This is a genomic window from Pelomonas sp. Root1237 (genome assembly GCF_001425055.1).
Lineage (GTDB): Bacteria > Pseudomonadota > Gammaproteobacteria > Burkholderiales > Burkholderiaceae_C > Pelomonas.
The window spans coordinates 172560-188750 of sequence record NZ_LMDK01000021.1; the positions used below are offsets into that span (position 1 = coordinate 172560).

General features: G+C 68.5%; 14 protein-coding genes. 5 read left to right on the forward strand and 9 right to left on the reverse strand.

Going from position 1 to position 16191, the window contains the following annotated elements:
- Window positions 1-83 precede the first annotated feature (83 nt).
- Window positions 84-980 (reverse strand): LysR family transcriptional regulator, encoded by an 897-nt coding sequence (locus ASC91_RS27050; RefSeq protein WP_056204927.1) that lies wholly within the window; start codon window positions 978-980, stop codon window positions 84-86.
- A gap of 105 nt (window positions 981-1085) precedes the next feature.
- Between ASC91_RS27050 and ASC91_RS27055 the strand changes: the two genes are divergently transcribed.
- On the forward strand, window positions 1086-1763 hold the full coding sequence (locus ASC91_RS27055) for a Bax inhibitor-1/YccA family protein (RefSeq protein ID WP_056204929.1): 678 nt from the start codon (window positions 1086-1088) through the stop codon (window positions 1761-1763).
- 80 nt (window positions 1764-1843) lie between these two features.
- Here the strand turns inward: ASC91_RS27055 and ASC91_RS27060 are convergent, their stop codons facing one another.
- From ASC91_RS27060 to ASC91_RS27070, 3 genes are all read right to left on the reverse strand, one after another.
- Complete coding sequence (locus ASC91_RS27060) at window positions 1844-3826, reverse strand: OPT family oligopeptide transporter (protein ID WP_056204933.1); 1983 nt, start codon at window positions 3824-3826, stop codon at window positions 1844-1846.
- 77 nt (window positions 3827-3903) lie between these two features.
- Window positions 3904-4821 (reverse strand): SMP-30/gluconolactonase/LRE family protein, encoded by a 918-nt coding sequence (locus ASC91_RS27065; RefSeq protein WP_056204934.1) that lies wholly within the window; start codon window positions 4819-4821, stop codon window positions 3904-3906.
- Between the two features lie 97 nt (window positions 4822-4918).
- Window positions 4919-5401 (reverse strand): Lrp/AsnC family transcriptional regulator, encoded by a 483-nt coding sequence (locus ASC91_RS27070; RefSeq protein WP_056204937.1) that lies wholly within the window; start codon window positions 5399-5401, stop codon window positions 4919-4921.
- Between the two features lie 81 nt (window positions 5402-5482).
- Here ASC91_RS27070 and icmF point away from each other — a divergent pair, with 81 nt between their 5' ends.
- Complete coding sequence (gene icmF / locus ASC91_RS27075) at window positions 5483-8773, forward strand: fused isobutyryl-CoA mutase/GTPase IcmF (RefSeq protein WP_056204940.1); 3291 nt, start codon at window positions 5483-5485, stop codon at window positions 8771-8773.
- A 3-nt stretch (window positions 8774-8776) separates the two neighbouring features.
- Here the strand turns inward: icmF and ASC91_RS27080 are convergent, their stop codons facing one another.
- The 4 genes from ASC91_RS27080 to ASC91_RS27095 form a co-directional block, all read right to left on the reverse strand.
- On the reverse strand, window positions 8777-9331 hold the full coding sequence (locus ASC91_RS27080; RefSeq protein ID WP_056204943.1) for a DUF4124 domain-containing protein: 555 nt from the start codon (window positions 9329-9331) through the stop codon (window positions 8777-8779).
- A complete protein-coding gene (locus tag ASC91_RS27085) occupies window positions 9328-10170 on the reverse strand; it encodes an ankyrin repeat domain-containing protein (RefSeq protein WP_235532126.1) in 843 nt (280 codons plus the stop codon). The genes ASC91_RS27080 and ASC91_RS27085 overlap by 4 nt, the downstream gene beginning before the upstream one ends.
- Before the next feature lie 157 nt (window positions 10171-10327).
- Complete coding sequence (locus ASC91_RS27090) at window positions 10328-11479, reverse strand: GGDEF domain-containing protein (RefSeq protein WP_056204949.1); 1152 nt, start codon at window positions 11477-11479, stop codon at window positions 10328-10330.
- Between the two features lie 95 nt (window positions 11480-11574).
- Window positions 11575-12564, reverse strand: a complete 990-nt coding sequence (locus ASC91_RS27095) for a transglycosylase SLT domain-containing protein (RefSeq protein WP_235532122.1) — start codon at window positions 12562-12564, stop codon at window positions 11575-11577.
- Between the two features lie 66 nt (window positions 12565-12630).
- Here ASC91_RS27095 and ASC91_RS27100 point away from each other — a divergent pair, with 66 nt between their 5' ends.
- Together ASC91_RS27100 and ASC91_RS27105 are read left to right on the forward strand one after the other, a co-directional pair.
- Window positions 12631-13212 (forward strand): TMEM175 family protein, encoded by a 582-nt coding sequence (locus ASC91_RS27100; RefSeq protein WP_056204952.1) that lies wholly within the window; start codon window positions 12631-12633, stop codon window positions 13210-13212.
- Between the two features lies 1 nt (window position 13213).
- Window positions 13214-13810 carry a YdeI family protein gene (locus ASC91_RS27105; RefSeq protein WP_056204955.1) on the forward strand — a complete coding sequence of 199 codons (597 nt, stop codon included), beginning with the start codon at window positions 13214-13216 and terminating at the stop codon, window positions 13808-13810.
- 162 nt (window positions 13811-13972) lie between these two features.
- Here ASC91_RS27105 and ASC91_RS27110 read toward each other — a convergent pair whose 3' ends face one another.
- The gene (locus ASC91_RS27110; RefSeq protein ID WP_056204957.1) at window positions 13973-15163 is read right to left on the reverse strand and encodes a GGDEF domain-containing protein; all 1191 of its coding nucleotides are present in this window, start codon (window positions 15161-15163) and stop codon (window positions 13973-13975) included.
- A 122-nt stretch (window positions 15164-15285) separates the two neighbouring features.
- Here ASC91_RS27110 and ASC91_RS27115 point away from each other — a divergent pair, with 122 nt between their 5' ends.
- A complete protein-coding gene (locus ASC91_RS27115) occupies window positions 15286-16185 on the forward strand; it encodes a diacylglycerol kinase family protein (protein ID WP_162247876.1) in 900 nt (299 codons plus the stop codon).
- The last annotated feature ends 6 nt before the right edge of the window (window positions 16186-16191 follow it).

The following is a 16191-nucleotide window of genomic DNA, read 5'->3' on the forward strand; positions in this document are numbered from 1 at the left end:
TCCGCCCTGTCAGTGCCCGCTCGTGCCGGGCCTGCAGGGCAGGTTAATTGACGTAAACGTCAACTGTAGCAAGCGCGTCCGGATCAACCCGCTGCGTCGGCAGGCTGCGGCAACAACCGGCGCACCAGCGGGTGGCTGATCTTCTTGTCCGTGCCCACCGCGTAGAACTGCTCGACGACGCCTTCGGCAGCGCCGACGTTCACCAACCCATAGCGGCCGGTCAGCGCGTCGTCCACCGCGGTGGCGGCTGGGAACACGCCCAGGCCCTCGCTGCCGAAGGTGGCCAGCAGCGCGCTGTCCTCGAACTCGCCAGTGATCCGCGGGCGCAGGCCGAGGTCGGTCAGCCAGTGGTCCAGCCGCGGGCGCAAGGCCGCGTGCGAGGTGGGCAGCAGCAGCGGCACGTCGGCCAGCGAGGCGGGGAAGTCGCGCGCCGCCGCGGCCGCCCAGCGCGGGTGGGCATACCAGGCCACCGGCGAGCTGCCGAGTGAATGGCTGTAAACGCGCAGATTCGGGTTGGCCGGCGCCGGCCGGTCGGCCAGCACCACGTCGAGCCGGTGCAGGGCGAGGTCGCCCAGCAGGTCGTCGAACTCGTCCTCGTGGCAAAGCAGGCGCAGTTGCGGCGTATCGAGGATGGGCGCGAGCAGGCGCTGCGCGACGAGCTTGGGCAAGCCGTCGGAGATGCCCACGGCCAGGCGCACCGTCGGCGCGGTGGCGGCATCCCGCACCCGCTCGGGCAGGGTCTCGCCGATCTGGAAGATCTGCTCGGCCTGCTCCAGCGCCGCGATGCCGGCTTCGGTCAGCGTCAGGCCGCGGCCGGCCGGCTTGAGCAGGGCCGCACCGAGGGCCTGCTCAAGCTCACGCACCTGGGTCGAGACGGTCTGCACCGACAGCCCCAGCTTCTCCGCGGCCCGCGTCAATCCGCCCTCCTTGGCAACGGCCCAGAAGTAGTAGAGGTGGCGGTAACTGAAGCTCAGGCTCATGGCGATTCAGCAAGTAATCACGAAGAAACGTTTCGCGATTCTCTGCTTTTATTTGGTGTCTTGCCTACGTACCCTGCCCGTGTTCTTTCAAACCGGAGGCCTGCCATGCAAACCCGCCCCATCGCCATTGCCATGCCCCACGGCGGCGCCCTCGACCGCGGCACCGCCCATCGGGTGCTGCGCAACACCTATGCCCTGCTGTCGATGACGCTGCTGTTCAGCGCCGCCGTCGCTGCTGCGGCCGTCGCCTTCAACCTGCCGGCACCCGGCATCATCCTGACGCTGGTGGCCTATTTCGGCCTGCTGTTCGGCATCCACAAGCTGAAGAACCGCGGCGCCGCCGTCGGCCTCGTCTTCGCGCTCACCGGTTTCATGGGTTGGACGCTCGGCCCGCTGCTGACGCGCACGCTGTCTCTGCCCGGCGGCGCCCAGACCATCATGTTGGCCCTCGGCGCGACGGGCGCCGTCTTCCTGGCGTTGTCGGCCTATGCGACGACAACCAAGCGTGACCTGTCGTGGATGGGCGGCTTTCTGTTCGCCGGCATGGTCGTCGCCGTGCTTGCAGGCCTGGCAGCGATCTTCTTCCAGATCCCCGCATTGGCACTGACGGTCTCGGCCGTCGTGGCCCTGCTGTCGGCTGGCCTGATCCTGTTCGAGACCCAGCAGATCGTGAACGGCGGCGAGACCAACTACGTGCTCGCCACCGTCAGCCTGTTCGTGTCCATCTTCAATCTGTTCACGAGCCTGCTGCACCTGTTCGGCTTCGCAGGTTCGGATGACTGAGGCCGGACCGAGGACAGCGCCTGCGCGCTGTCCGACGCTTGCCGAAGGCCAGGCGCCATGCTGGGCGACTGGCATGACGATCAGGGCTGCTTGCTGAGCAGCCAGCGGTACAGGCCCACGCCGATGCCGGCAAAGGCCAGCAAGCCCAGCACCTGGCCTGCGGTCGCGAAGCTGTCGCCCACCAAGGCCAGCGGCGCGCCGTTGCCGGAGAACACGACGACGGCCGCGAGGATGACGCCGAGCAGGCTCTCGCCGACGATGAGGCCGGAGGCCAGCAGCACGCCGAGCTGCTTGGTGGCCTCGGGGTCACGCTTGTGCGAAGCACGGCGGTCGAACCACCAGCCGGCCACGGCGCCGACGACGATCATCAGCGTGCTGTTCATCGGCAGATAGATGCCCAGGCCGACGGCCAGCGGCGCGCAATGCGCCTTGCCGCCGGTCGCACGCTTCAATACCTCGTCCACGGCAATGGTGGCGACGCCGATCAGCACGCCAATGCCGATGAGGTTCCAGTTCAGGTCGCCTTGGATGACTCCCTTGGCCAGCGCCGAGATCAGGGCAGCCTGGGGCGCAGCGAGGGCCTTCTTGGGGTCGACACCCGGCGCGCCAGCGAAGCCATAAGCCTGGTTCAGCAGGTCCAGCACCGGCGGGATGACGATGGCGCCGGCCACGACACCGATGATCAACGCCACCTGCTGGCGCCAGGGCGTGGCGTCAACGAGCTGGCCGGTCTTCAGGTCCTGCAGGTTGTCGTTGGAGATGGTTGCGACCGCGAACACGACGGCCGTGACGAACAGCGCAAAGGCGACCAGCGCCTGGCCGGTGGACGCCGGCAGCATGGGCTTGACGACCAGGGCCAGCAGCAGCGACACGCCGATGACGACGAGGATGCCGACGCCCGACAGCGGGCTGTTGGACGAGCCGATCAGGCCGGCCATGTAGCCGCAGACCGCGGCCACGAAGAAGCTCATCAACACGACATAGACGACACCGCCGACCACGAGCAGGCCAAGCTGGTCGCCCAGGCCGGCGCTTGTGGCGAAGCTGGACAGCATGAAGCCGATCGGCAGCATGCAGGCCAGCGTGATGAGGCCGACGGTGCCGATGGGGATGTCCTGCTCGTTGCGCGGCAGCGTGTCGGCCTTGCCGGCCTTGCGCACGCGAGCCGACATGGCGGCCGAGTGCAGGCCGGCAACGACCGGCTTGGCCAGCTTGACCAGCGTCCAGATCGCCGCGACGGCGATGCAGCCGGCGCCGATGAAGCGCACCTTCTTGCTCCAGGCAAACAGTGCGACCGCTTCTGCGGCGCCGTCGACACCGGACGTCAGGATGGGCACGCCACCCAGCCAGGCGATGCAGGCGCCGACAAGGATGGCCACACCCACCCACAGGCCGACGAGGTGACCCACGGCCAGCAGCGCGAAGCTGAAGTTCAGGTCATAGCCTGTTGTGGGCCCACTGCCGCTCTTCTCGCCGCCGGGCAGCCGGAAGTACTGCGCCAGATTGGCCGCGAAGAGCTGGGTGGCAACGACGATGCTGAAGCCGGCCGACACGACGGTGCCGGCCACGATGGCGGCCAGGCCCTGGCGGTTGGCTTCGCCACTGTCGGCGGCATGGCCGACCTTGAGCACCTCGGCGCAGGCCACGCCTTCCGGATAGGGCAGCGGCGAGTTGGTGACCAGCGCCCGGCGCAGTGGGATGGAATACATGACACCCAGCACGCCGCCCAGGGCGCACAGCGTCATCGACATCCAGTACGGGAAGCCCGTCCACCAGCCGATCATGACCAGGCCGGGCAGCACGAAGATGATGGAGGACAGCGTGCCGGCCGACGAGGCAATCGTCTGCACGATATTGGTCTCGCCGATGGAGTTGCCCGCCGCGCGGCGCAGCAGGGCCATGGAGATGACGGCGGCCGGGATGGAGGTCGCAAACGTCAGGCCGGCCTTGAGGCCGAAATAGACGTTGGCGGCCGTGAAGACCAGGGTGATGAGGATGCCCAGGACGATGCCGCGGGCGGTCAGTTCGGTCCCGAGCGGCGCGGGTGAGGCGTTGGTGGTCACGGGCTGGAGGCGGGAGTTTGAGATGGGGGCGGATCATGCCCCCATTCGCCGGCCGGCCGGACCGGGTTCCCCCGCGTTCAGCAGGGCTTGACGCCGTTGACCGCCAGCAGCACCGAGTAGACCGAGCTCGTCGCACAGATGAAGAGGCGGTTGCCCTTGGGGCCGCCGAAGACGAGGTTGGACACCCGCTCGGGCATGCGGATGCGACCGATCAGCGTGCCGTCCGCCTCGTGGCAGTGGATGGCGCGCCCGGCACTGGTCCAGATGCGGCCGGCGGTGTCGCAGCGAAAGCCGTCGTAGAAGCCGGTGTCGCAGCTGATGAAGACCTCGCCGCCGGTCAGCGTGCCGTCGGCGTCCACGGAGAAGCGGCGCATCGTGCCGACGTCCAGGCCGGTGTCGGCGACGTAGAGCCAGCGCTCGTCGGGCGAGAACGCCAGGCCGTTGGGGTGGGTCATCGTGTCGACCACCACGCGCAGCTCGCCGGTGTCCGGTTGAAGCCGGTAGACATAGCAGCCCGGCTGCTCTTGCGGCGAGCGGATGCCTTCATAGTCGTCCACGATGCCATAGGGTGGGTCGGTGAACCAGATGCTGCCGTCGGACTTCACGACCACGTCATTGGGGCTGTTGAGCCGTTTGCCTTCATGGTGCGAGGTCAGTACGGTCAGCGAGCCGTCGTGCTCGGTGCGCACGACGCGCCGGCCGCCCTGCTCACAGCTGATGAGGCGCCCTTGCCGGTCCAGCGTATGGCCATTGGTGTAGCCCGAGGGCTTGCGGAACTCGGCGACGTGGCCGGAGACCTCGCACCAGCTCAGCATGCGCTCGTTGGGGATGTCGCTCCACAGCAGGCGGCGCTGGGAGGGGATATAGACCGGCCCCTCGGTCCAGCGGCAGCCGCTGGCCAGGCGCTCCAGCCGGGCGCTCTTGCGAAAGCAGTCCTCGAAGCGCGCGTCCAGCACTTCGAATTCGGTCGGCTCGCTGGGGATCTCGAAACTCATCTCGTGTCGTCCTTTCATTGGAAGAACGACATCGTCCGGCGACGGACCCGTCGCTGGGCGGCGTTGCAGGGCGCGCGAATGCCGCTTCGCGGCGATTTCAGTCCGCCAGCGGCAGCCCGGCGTCGGCCTTGCACTCGTCCAGCACGAAGACCGAGCGGAACTTGCGGATGTTGGGGTCGTCGAAGAACAGCTCGCGCGTCAGCGCCTCGAACTCGGCCACGTCGCGGCAGCGGATGAGCAGCAGGAAATCGCTGTCGCCCGCCACATAGAAGCATTGCTGCACGCGCGGCGCGGCGGCCATGCGGCGCTTGAAGCCGTCGATGACGGCCTTGCGGCTGGCCTCGCGCAGTTCCACCTCCACCCACACCGCCAGGCCGTAACCCAGCGCCGCCGCATCCAGCACCAGGCGCTCGCCGCGGATGACGCCGGCGTCGCGCAGCCGGCGGATGCGCCGCTGCACGGCCGTGACCGACAGGCCGATGGCGGTGGCGATGCGCTCGGCCGGCTGGCGCGGGTCGTCCTGCAGGCGGCCGAGGATTTGCCGATCAAATTTGTCGAGATCAGGTGCGGAGTCCGTCATGGCCGAGCACCATACCCGGACGCTCAATTGACGTTAACGTCAATTGGCGACCTAGAATCCGGCCCGAGCAAGGAGACAGCCATGACCGATCTCGCCGCTGACTACAAAGCATTGGCCGAGTACCGCCCGACCCACAAGGTCCGTTTCGTCACCGCCGCCAGCCTGTTTGACGGGCACGACGCCGCCATCAACATCATGCGGCGCATCCTGCAGGGCATGGGCACTGAGGTCATCCACCTCGGGCACAACCGCTCGGTGGACGAAGTCGTCACCGCGGCGCTGCAGGAAGATGCCCAGGGCATCGCCATCAGCTCCTACCAGGGCGGCCACGTCGAGTACTTCAAGTACATGGTGCAACTGCTGAAGGAACGCGGCGGCGAGCACATCCAGGTGTTTGGCGGCGGCGGCGGCGTCATCGTGCCGGCCGAGATCCGCGAGCTGGCCGAGCACGGCGTGCGCATCTTCAGCCCCGAGGACGGCCAGCGCATGGGCCTGCAAGGGATGATCGGCGAGATGGTCATGAAGGCCGACCAGGACTTCAGCGTCTATGCGCCGCAGAACCTGTCGGCCATCACCGGCCACTCGGAAGCGGCCTGGCGGTCGCTGGCCCAGCTGCTGACGGCGCTGGAGAACGGCAAGGCCGATGCGGGCATCGTCGACGCGCTGCGCGACCAGGCCAAGAGCATCAAGACGCCGGTGCTCGGTATCACCGGCACCGGTGGCGCCGGCAAGTCCAGCCTGACCGACGAGTTGATCCGCCGCCTGCGCCTCGACCAGGGCGACGCCCTGCGCGTGGCGCTGATCTCCATCGACCCGTCACGCCGCAAGAGCGGTGGCGCGCTGCTGGGTGACCGCATCCGCATGAACGCGATCAGCCCCTGGGGCCAAGGTCCGCGCGTCTTCATGCGCTCGCTGGCCACGCGTGACTTCGGCAGCGAGATCTCCCCTGCCCTGCCGGATGTCATCGCCGCCGCCAAGGTCGCAGGCTTCGACCTCGTCATCGTCGAGACCTCCGGCATCGGCCAGGGCGACGCGGCCATCGTGCCGCTCGTGAACGTGCCCATGTACGTCATGACGCCCGAGTTCGGCGCCGCCAGCCAGCTCGAGAAGATCGACATGCTGGACTTCGCCGAGTTCGTCGCCATCAACAAGTTCGATCGCAAGGGCTCCCTTGATGCCCTGCGCGATGTCAGCAAGCAGGTGCAGCGCAACCGCGAAGCCTTCACGGTGATGCCGGACACCATGCCGGTGTTCGGCACCATGGCCAGCCGCTTCAACGACGACGGCGTGACGGCGCTGTATCAAGCCCTGAAGCTGCGCCTGGCCGACCTCGGCATCCCCTTCAGCGAAGGCCGCCTGCCGCGCGTCGACACCCGCCACAGCACGCACCAGACCCCCATCGTCCCGGCTGCCCGCGTGCGCTACCTGGCCGACATCAGCGACACCGTGCGCAGCTACAAGGCCCGTGCGCGCAAGCAGGCCGCGCTGGCCCGCGAGATCCAGCAGCTGGAAGCCAGCCGCGCCATGCTGGAGGCCGCCAACCCCGACAAGAATGGTGCCCGCACCGCGCTGGGCGACCTCGCCGAGCAGCGCAAGGCCAAGCTCGACGGCGACGCCCGCCAGCTGCTGCAGCAGTGGCCCGACATGGTCAAGGCCTATGCGGGTGATGAGTACGTCGTGAAGATCCGTGACAAGGAAATCCGCACGGCGCTGGTCACCCAGAGCCTGTCCGGCACCAAGATCCGCAAGGTCGTGCTGCCCGGCTACGAGTGCCACGGCGAATTGCTGAAGTGGCTGATGCTGGAAAACGTGCCCGGCAGCTTCCCCTACGCGGCCGGCGTGTTCGCCTTCAAGCGCGAAGGCGAGGACCCGACGCGCATGTTCGCCGGCGAAGGCGATGCCTTCCGCACCAACCGCCGCTTCAAGCTCGTCTCCGAAGGGATGCCCGCCAAGCGCCTGTCCACCGCCTTCGACTCGGTGACGCTGTACGGCGCCGACCCCGCGCCGCGGCCCGACATCTACGGCAAGGTCGGCAACAGCGGTGTGAGCATCGCCACGCTGGACGACATGAAGGTGCTGTACGACGGCTTCGACCTGTGCAGCCCGACCACCTCCGTTTCGATGACCATCAACGGCCCCGCGCCGTCCATCCTGGCCATGTTCATGAACACGGCCATCGACCAGAACCTCGCCAAGTTCAAGGCCGACAACGGCCGTGAGCCGACCGCCGATGAGGCCGCCAAGATCAAGGACTGGGTGCTGGCCAATGTGCGCGGCACCGTGCAGGCCGACATCCTGAAGGAAGACCAGGGCCAGAACACCTGCATCTTCTCGACCGAGTTCTCGCTGAAGGTCATGGGCGACATCGCCGAGTACTTCGTGCACCACTACGTGCGCAATTTCTACTCGGTGTCGATCTCGGGGTATCACATCGCCGAGGCTGGCGCGAACCCGATCTCGCAGCTGGCGCTGACGCTGTCCAACGGCTTCACGTTCGTGGAGGCTTACTTGGCGCGCGGCATGCACATCGACGACTTCGCGCCCAACCTGAGCTTCTTCTTCAGCAACGGCATGGACCCCGAGTACACCGTGCTGGGCCGCGTCGCCCGCCGCATCTGGGCCATCGCCATGCGCGACCGCTACGGCGCCAACGAGCGCTCACAGAAGCTCAAGTACCACGTGCAGACGTCGGGCCGCAGCCTGCACGCGCAGGAGATCGCCTTCAACGACATCCGCACCACGCTGCAGGCGTTGATCGCCGTCTACGACAACTGCAACTCCCTGCACACCAACGCCTACGACGAGGCGATCACGACGCCCACTGACGAGAGCGTGCGCCGCGCGATGGCCATCCAGCTCGTCATCAACCGCGAGTGGGGCTTGGCCAAGAACGAGAACCCGTCGCAGGGCGCCTTCATCATCGACGAGCTGACCGAGCTGGTCGAAGAGGCAGTGCTGCGCGAGTTCGAGCGCATCAGCGAACGCGGCGGCGTGCTCGGCGCCATGGAGACCGGCTACCAGCGTGGCCGCATCCAGGAAGAGTCGATGCACTACGAGATGCTCAAGCACACCGGCGAGTACCCCATCATCGGCGTCAACACCTTCCGCAACCCCAATGGGGAGACGGTGCCGGAGCACATCGAACTGGCCCGCTCGACAGACGAAGAGAAGCAGTCGCAGCTGTCGCGCCTGGCCGAGTTCCAGGACCGCCACGCCGCCGAGTCGCCGGCCATGCTGGCCCGCCTTCAGCAGGCCGTCATCAAGAACCGGAATGTGTTCGACGTGCTGATGGAAGCCGTGCGCGTGTGCTCGCTGGGCCAGATCACCGGCGCCTTGTTCGAGGTCGGTGGCCAGTACCGCCGCAGCATGTAGGGCTTACAGCCCGCGGCAGCGTTGCTCGAAGGCAGCTGCCAGGCGCTCAAGATCCCCGCGCTCACCTGCCGTCATCTCGGCCTCACGGGCGCGCCGGGCGCGCAGGCTGTTGCGCAGTTCGACGCATTGCGCGAACTCGCGCTCCTGCCGCGCCTTGGCCTGAGCCAGCGCGCGGCGCTCCTGCAGCGAGCGGTTGCGCACGTCCTCCATCAATTGGTTGACCTTCTCATTGGCGTCCTGCTCTTCGGCATAGCAGTCGCGCTGGTAACGGTAGTCCAGCTGCTGGCGCGTGGACTCGTCGGCGCCACCATCGCTGCCGGCCTGGTTCAACTGCTCGCGCAGGCGCAGGCAGCGCGGGCTCATGAACTGGCTGGCTTCTGGCGCCTTGGGACCCAGGCGCGCGATCTGCGTGGAATCGGCTTCAGGGCAGGGTCGGTCGCTGAAGGCCGTGGTGCCGTCGGGCTTGCGGCATTTATAGACACCCGCGCCTTCGGCCCTGGCCATGCCCGTCAGTGCCAGCACGGCCAACGCGGCCCAGGCCAGGCGGGTCGGGGTCACAGCTTCTGCTCCCGGTCGCCGCCATTGCTGTAGCGGCGCTTGTAGCGAGACTTCTCGAGATACTCGCGCGCCGTCAGCCCATCCGCATTGCGCGCGGCCTTGGGTGCGCCCGCGGCGAGCAGGGTATCGACGATGGCGTCGGAATTGCCCACCGCGGCCAGGTGCAGGGGCGTGTTGCCCTGGCGGTCCTGCGTGAAGACCGAGGCCTGCAGGCGAATCAGTTCGGCCACCGCGTCATGCCGCCCTTCCTCGACGGCCCAGTGCAGGGCCGTGCGCCCCTGGCCGTCCAGCGCGTTGATGTCAGCGCCGGCCGACACCAGCGGGCCGATGGACTTGAGCGCCGCGTAATGGATGGGCAGGCGACCACCGATGTCGGGCGAGTTGATGTTCAGCCCCCGGCTGGTCAGGAACACCAGCGCCTGGGCATCAGCGCCGTTGCGCGCCGCCAGGTGCATGACGCCGACATGATCGGGCGTCTCCTGCCTGGGGTCGAGCTTGAGCTCTTCGATGAAGAATTTCAGCCGGTCCAGCGTCGGCTTGGCGGCGGCCTGCTGCAGCAGCGTGCCCTTGTCCAGCGCGCCGACGTTGCGAGGCTCGGCCCCATGGTTGGCGATCCAGCGCAGCGCCGGCAGGCTGCCAGTGCCCGCGTTGTCGTAGAGCAGGCGGTTCAGCCCGACGGCGCCCACGCGTTTGGCCGTCTTGTCGATGTCGATCATGCCGCTGGCGTCGGCCATGCCGTTCATCAGCATCATCTCGCGCAGTTCGGGCCCGAGGCCGGCGACGTCCTGGGTGCTGCGCCGCGCCATGCTGCACCAGGTCAGCAGCGAAATGATGACCACCAAGGCCGCTGCTCGCAGACCGATCCCCAGCCAATTGATGCCTTCCCGCTCCACTGCTTCCCCCCGCTTTTCTAGGCGGGGCGGATTGTGCAGCAGCACTTTTTCAAACCAGGGTGCCAGACTCGATGCCGCCCCCTAGACTCCCCCGAAAGCGGGGTCAGCGCGCCAGCACCACCCGGTCCCGCCCCGCGCGCTTGGCCTCGTACAGGGCCGCGTCTGCGCGGCTGAACAGCGCCTCGGGCGCCTCGTCGGGCGCGAGGGCCTGGGCCACGCCGATGCTGACCGTCACGGTCAGCGGGCCGGCCGCCGTCTCGAAGGGCTGGCCGCCGATGGCCTCGCGCAGCCGCTCAACCAGGCGCAGCTCGCCGCCGGCCTCAGGCTTGAGCCAGATGACGGCGAATTCCTCGCCGCCCAGGCGCACCGCCAGATCCAATGGCCGCAAGGTGTCGTGCAGGCGGGCGCCAATGCCACTGAGCACGGCGTCGCCCACCGCGTGGCCGTGCGTGTCGTTGATGCGCTTGAAGTGATCCACGTCCAGCAGGGCCAGCACCGGCGGATGCTCGACGCCGCGCTGCAGCAGGCGGCGCAGGCGCTCGTCAAAGCCACGCCGGTTCAGCAGGCCGGTCAGCACGTCGATCTCGATGAGGCGCTCGATCTGGCGCAGCGCACGGTCCTGCAGCAGCAGCAGCATGGCCAGGGCCTGGCCGATGAGCAGGGCGATGACGGCGAACAGGCCCATCGAGTTGTATTGCACCAGTTCGGCCCGCGTTTGGGCGATCAGGGGCGACACGGCCAGGCCGCGCGCCACCTCGATGATGGCGCTGATGATCAGGTCGGCCGCCAGCAGGCCCAGCGGAAAGCCGCGCTGCGCGCGCCAGGCCTGCAGGGCGGCATGGGCGGCAGGCATGGTCAGCACGGCCGAGGCCAGCATCGTCAACGTGATCGAGGGCCAGAACTGCCCCGTCCAGGCCGTCAGCGCGAAGGAGCCGATGCAGGACAGGCCCGTGAGCACCAGCGGCCAGGGGCAGCGCAGCGGCAGGCCGAGGTAGACGCGCAGGCCGAGCAGCACCATCAGCGCGGACAGCAGGCTGCCGAGATGGCCCACCGCCCAGAAGGTGCGCGGTGCGCCCATGGCGATGAGGGCCACGCGCGCCGCCTGGGTCAGCGCCGCGGCAGCAAAGGCACCGGCCCAGAACCACAGCGCGCGCTCGCCCTTCAGATGCCAGGCGCCGCCAAGCGTGGCCAGGGCCAGCATCGTCGTGACGAGCTGGAAGACGCGCAGCAGCGTGTCGGCGTGCAGGGGTTCCATCGCGAGATTGGTTCAGCCTCGACGAGGCACGATGCCTGCATCGCGTGGCCGCCGTGATGCGCGCCACGAGCGCGCCGTGATTGATCTCACGGAAGTCAGCGCGCCTGCAGGCTCTGCATGGCGGCCTTGACGCGCAGCAGCATGGGCGAGGCGCCGGTCACCTTGGCATCGAAAGGGTGCAGGCGCTGGCCGCCGGTGGCCGCCATGATCTTGCGCACGTACAGCCGCGTCTCGGCATAGGGCGGCACGCCGAGGTAGCGGTCCACGGCCCTCTCGCCGGCGTTGTAGGCCGCCACGGCCAGCATCACGTCGCCCTCGAAATAGGCCAGCAGCCAGCGCAGATAGGCCATGCCGCCGCGGATGTTCTGCGACGGGTCGCGCAGCCGGATGACATTGAAACGCGTCGCCGTCTCGGGCAGCAGCTGCATCAGGCCCTGAGCCCGCTTGGGCGACTCGGCCAGCGGGTCGAAGTTGGACTCGGTGGCCATGACCGCCAGCACCAGCGCCGGCGCGAGCTGGTATTCGGGCGCCAGCAGCTTCACGTAGTTGACGATGGCCGGCGGAGCGTTCTGGGGCAGCGGCAGCGTCGCCCACAGCGACAGCGGCTTGGCATTGCGCGCAGCGGGTGGCAGGGCAGCGACAGCCACCGGCAGGTCGGTCTCGGGCGGGCGCAGGCAGGGCGGCGGGTCGCCCAGGGGGGTGCCGCCCATGCGCTCGAGCATGTTCTGCGCCTGCTCCATGCCTTGCTCGGCTGCGGCGGCGAACAAGTGGGCGGCTTCGGCATCGTTGCGCTGGATGCCGCGCGCATTCGTCAGCATCCAGCCCAGGCTGAACTGGGCTTCAGCGTCGCCATAGCGGGCGGCGCGGCAGTAGAGCTTGGCAGCGGCTACCTCGTCGCGCCTGACGCCGTCGCCATACTCCAGTGCCTTGGCCTCCAGGCGCCAGCGCTCCACCTGGGCCGGCACGACCGGCCCGCGCTCGCCCGGTGGCATGGTCGGGCGCGGCAACTGCTCCAGCGTCAGCGTCGGCAGCTGGGCCAGGGCCGCTGAGCAGGCGAAGAACAGGAGCGGCAGAAGGCGTCGCAAGGGTCAGTCCGGAGGCGGCAATCAGGGGGCGGAAGTCTAGACTGGCCCAAACAACCCGCCGCCTGCATGAACAAGACCCGCCTCGAAGCCTTCAGCGACGGCGTCATCGCCATCATCATCACCATCATGGTGCTGGAGCTGAAGGTGCCTCACGGTACCGACTGGGAGGCCCTCAAGCCGCTGTGGCCGGTCTTCCTGTCCTATGTGCTGAGCTTCGTCTACGTCGGCATCTACTGGAACAACCACCACCATCTGCTGCATGCGGTGCACAAGATCAGCGGCGGGGTGCTCTGGCCCAATCTGCACCTGCTGTTCTGGCTGTCGCTACTGCCGTTTGCCACCGGCTGGATGGGCGAAAACCATTTTGCGCCGCTGCCAGTGGCTGTCTATGGCGGCGTGCTCGTCATGGCCGCCTTGGCCTACATGCTGCTGCAATGGGCCTTGATCTGCATCCCCGGCAACAACACCGTGCTGGCCCAGGCGCTGGGCAAGGACTGGAAGGGCAAGATCTCGGCAGTCATCTACCTGGTGTCCATCGCGCTGGCCTTCGTGCACGTCGGCCTGTCGCTGGCGGGTTACACCATCGCCGCGGCGCTGTGGCTGATCCCGGACCGGCGCATCGAGCACCACTTGAACAGGAGTGAGTGAAATGCCCACCCTCGATCCGCGCATCGACACCTACCTGGCAAGCGTGCCCGAGTTCGCCCGGCCCATCCTGACGCGGCTGCGCGAGGACGTGCACGCAGCCTGCCCCGACGTCGTCGAGACCATCAAGTGGAGCCGGCCGCACTTCACGCTGGATGACAAGCTGCTTTGCGGCATGTCGGCCTTCAAGGTGCACTGCACCTTCGGCTTCTGGGAGCGCGAGGGCGCGACACCTGGACAGCCCGGTGCCATGGGCGATTTCGGCCGCATCACGACCCTGGCCGACCTGCCCAGCAGCGCAGAGTTGCGCAAGCAGGTCAAGGCCGCCGCCGCACTGCTGCGGGCCGGCGCGCCGCGCGCCGCAAAACCTAATCGCGAGCCGCGGCCCCAGCTCGAGATGCCCGACGACTTCGCCGCGGCGCTGAGCAAGGTCAAGGCGGCCAAGCAGCACTACGACGCCTTCGCGCCCAGCAAGCAGCGCGACTACCTCGAATGGGTGCTGGAGGCCAAGCGCGAGGACACACGCACCAAGCGCATCGCCCAGGCGGTGGAGTGGATCGCTGACGGCAAATCACGCAACTGGAAATACGAGAGTTGTTGATTGCCCCTCGTCCAGCTTTGCAGCGCTGAACGCGCGCCAATCTAGCCGGTCCCCCGAGGGGACGGCGATGCTTGCGGCATTGAGCCGCAAGCATCGCCATGGCGGGCCGGCTTGGGAGCGGCCCGGCGCTCGACCCGAATACGCAAAGCAAATACCGGAGGCTCAACCCACCACGGATTGCAAGGTCGAATTGCGCATCCAGTCGTCGGCCACGACGACGCGGTTGCGGCCTTTCTGCTTGGCCTGGTAGAGGGCCTTGTCGGCCAGGTGCATCAGCGTTTCGGGCGTGTCGCTCTTGGCCGCTTCGGCAACGCCCGCCGACAGCGTCACGCGCAGTGGCATGCCGCCGTCGCCCTGCAGTTCCAGCGCCTCCACGGCCAGGCGCACCTGCTCGGCCAGATGTTTGGCGCCGGCGGCACCGGTGGCAGGCAGCACGAGGCCGAACTCCTCGCCGCCCAGGCGCCCGAGCACGTCGGAGCCGCGCAACCGCGAGCGCGTGCAGGCCGCGACGGCCTTCAGCACCTGGTCGCCCACGGCATGGCCATGCCGGTCGTTGACGCGCTTGAAGTGGTCCAGGTCCAGCATGACGAAGCCGACCGGCTGGCCCTCGCGGCGGCCACGCTCCATCGCATGCGCCAGCAGCGACACCGTCGTGTTGTGGTTCACGGCACCGGTCAGCCCGTCGACGCTGGCGAGCTTGCGCATCTGGCTGGCCATACGCTCGAAATTCGCCAGCACGAAGCCGAAGCCCGCCGCCAGCATCGCCATGAAGGCCAGCATGAAGATGGCGCCGCTCCAGGCCTGCCAGGGCTCGGCGTCGGCCGGCGCGGCACGCAGCCACCAGGCGGCAAAGCCCACGCGCAGCCACAGCGCCAGGCTGGCCAGCAGCAACATCAGTGAGACGGCGCGAAAACTCGTCTCGCCGCGCCAGCCCAGCCGCAGCGACGCGAGGGTGGCCGGCAGCAGCAGCGCGCCCATGGCCGCCGACATCGCGCCAGCGCGCACCGGCTGCGACACGTCCAGCACCGCCGGCACGGCCAAGGCCGCAAGCAGCAGCAACCCGTGGTGCCAAACCGGCAGGCCGCGGTTCAGCAGATGCCGCGATACCGCTGCTGCGAAACCAGCGAGGCCCGCCATCAGCAGCCAGTTGCCGCCCAGCAGTACAGCCCAGCCAGGCAGCCAGGGCTGCAGCGCAAAGAAGGCAAAGCCAAAGCTGAAGGCCAGCCCCGCCCAACCCAGGCGCTTGAGCTCGCCGCGGCTGAGTGCCCCGCGCCCAGCCATCCACAGCTGCAGCGTCAGCAGCCCGAATCCGAGCACGAGCATCAGCACCAGGGTGGGGATGTGCAGCGACATGCGCGAGCGGCGCCTCGTTGGTTGTGTTGAGTTGTAACACCCAGTGTAGACAGAGCCGGCACACTGCGCCGCAGGGTCTGCGCCGATGGCGTGAGGGCGCGCCGCCGAATCCAATGCCCGGCGTGATCGCCTCTGCCCTGACCCCGGCGCTGTGCCTGCTGAACCCGCATGCCGCCAACGGCCGCTGCGCCGCCCTCGCCGCCCCGCTGCGCGAGGCGCTGCCCGGGGTACCGCTGGTGCTGCCCGAGAACGTCGCCGCCGCACGCCAGCGCCTGCTGGCCCTGCCCGAAGGCAGCCGCGTCATCGTCGCCGGCGGCGACGGCACCGTGCACCAGCTGCTGCCGGCCCTGGTCGCACGCCGGCTGCAGCTGGCCATCCTGCCCGGCGGCACCGGCAACGACCTGGCCCGCGCACTCGGCCTGGCACGCATGGGTTGGCGCGAGGCCTTGGCCCACGCACAGCGCGCGCCGGCCGCAGCGATGGACCTGGGCGAGATCACGACGGCCGAAGGCGGCGCCCAGCTCTTCATGTCCAGCCTGACCGCCGGCTTCGACGCGGCCATCGCCATCCGCGCCCAGGCCGCACCCCACTGGCTGCGCGGCCAGCCACGCTATCTGTGGGCCACGCTCAACGAGATTGGCCGGCTGCGCGTCTACCCGATGCGCGTCGAGGCCGATGGCCAGCTGCTGAGCGACGGGCCGATGCTGTTCGCCTCCAGCCTGAACACGCCGAGCTATGGCAGCGGCATGCCGGCTGCACCCGGCGCGCGCGTGGACGACGGCGAGCTGCAGCTGCTGCGCGTTGCCGCCTTCGGGCGGCTGGGTGCATTGGCCATGATGCCGCTGCTGCTGACCGGGCTGCACCTGCGTCATGCCAAGGTGAGCTTGAGCCGCTTCAAGGCCTTGCACCTGACCAGCCCCGCGTCCGTGCCGCTGGCCGTGGACGGCGAGCCCCTGCCGTCCGCCACCGACATCGCAGTGCGCGTGCTGCCGCAGGCCCTCAGCGTCGTCCGCGCGCGATGATGGCGC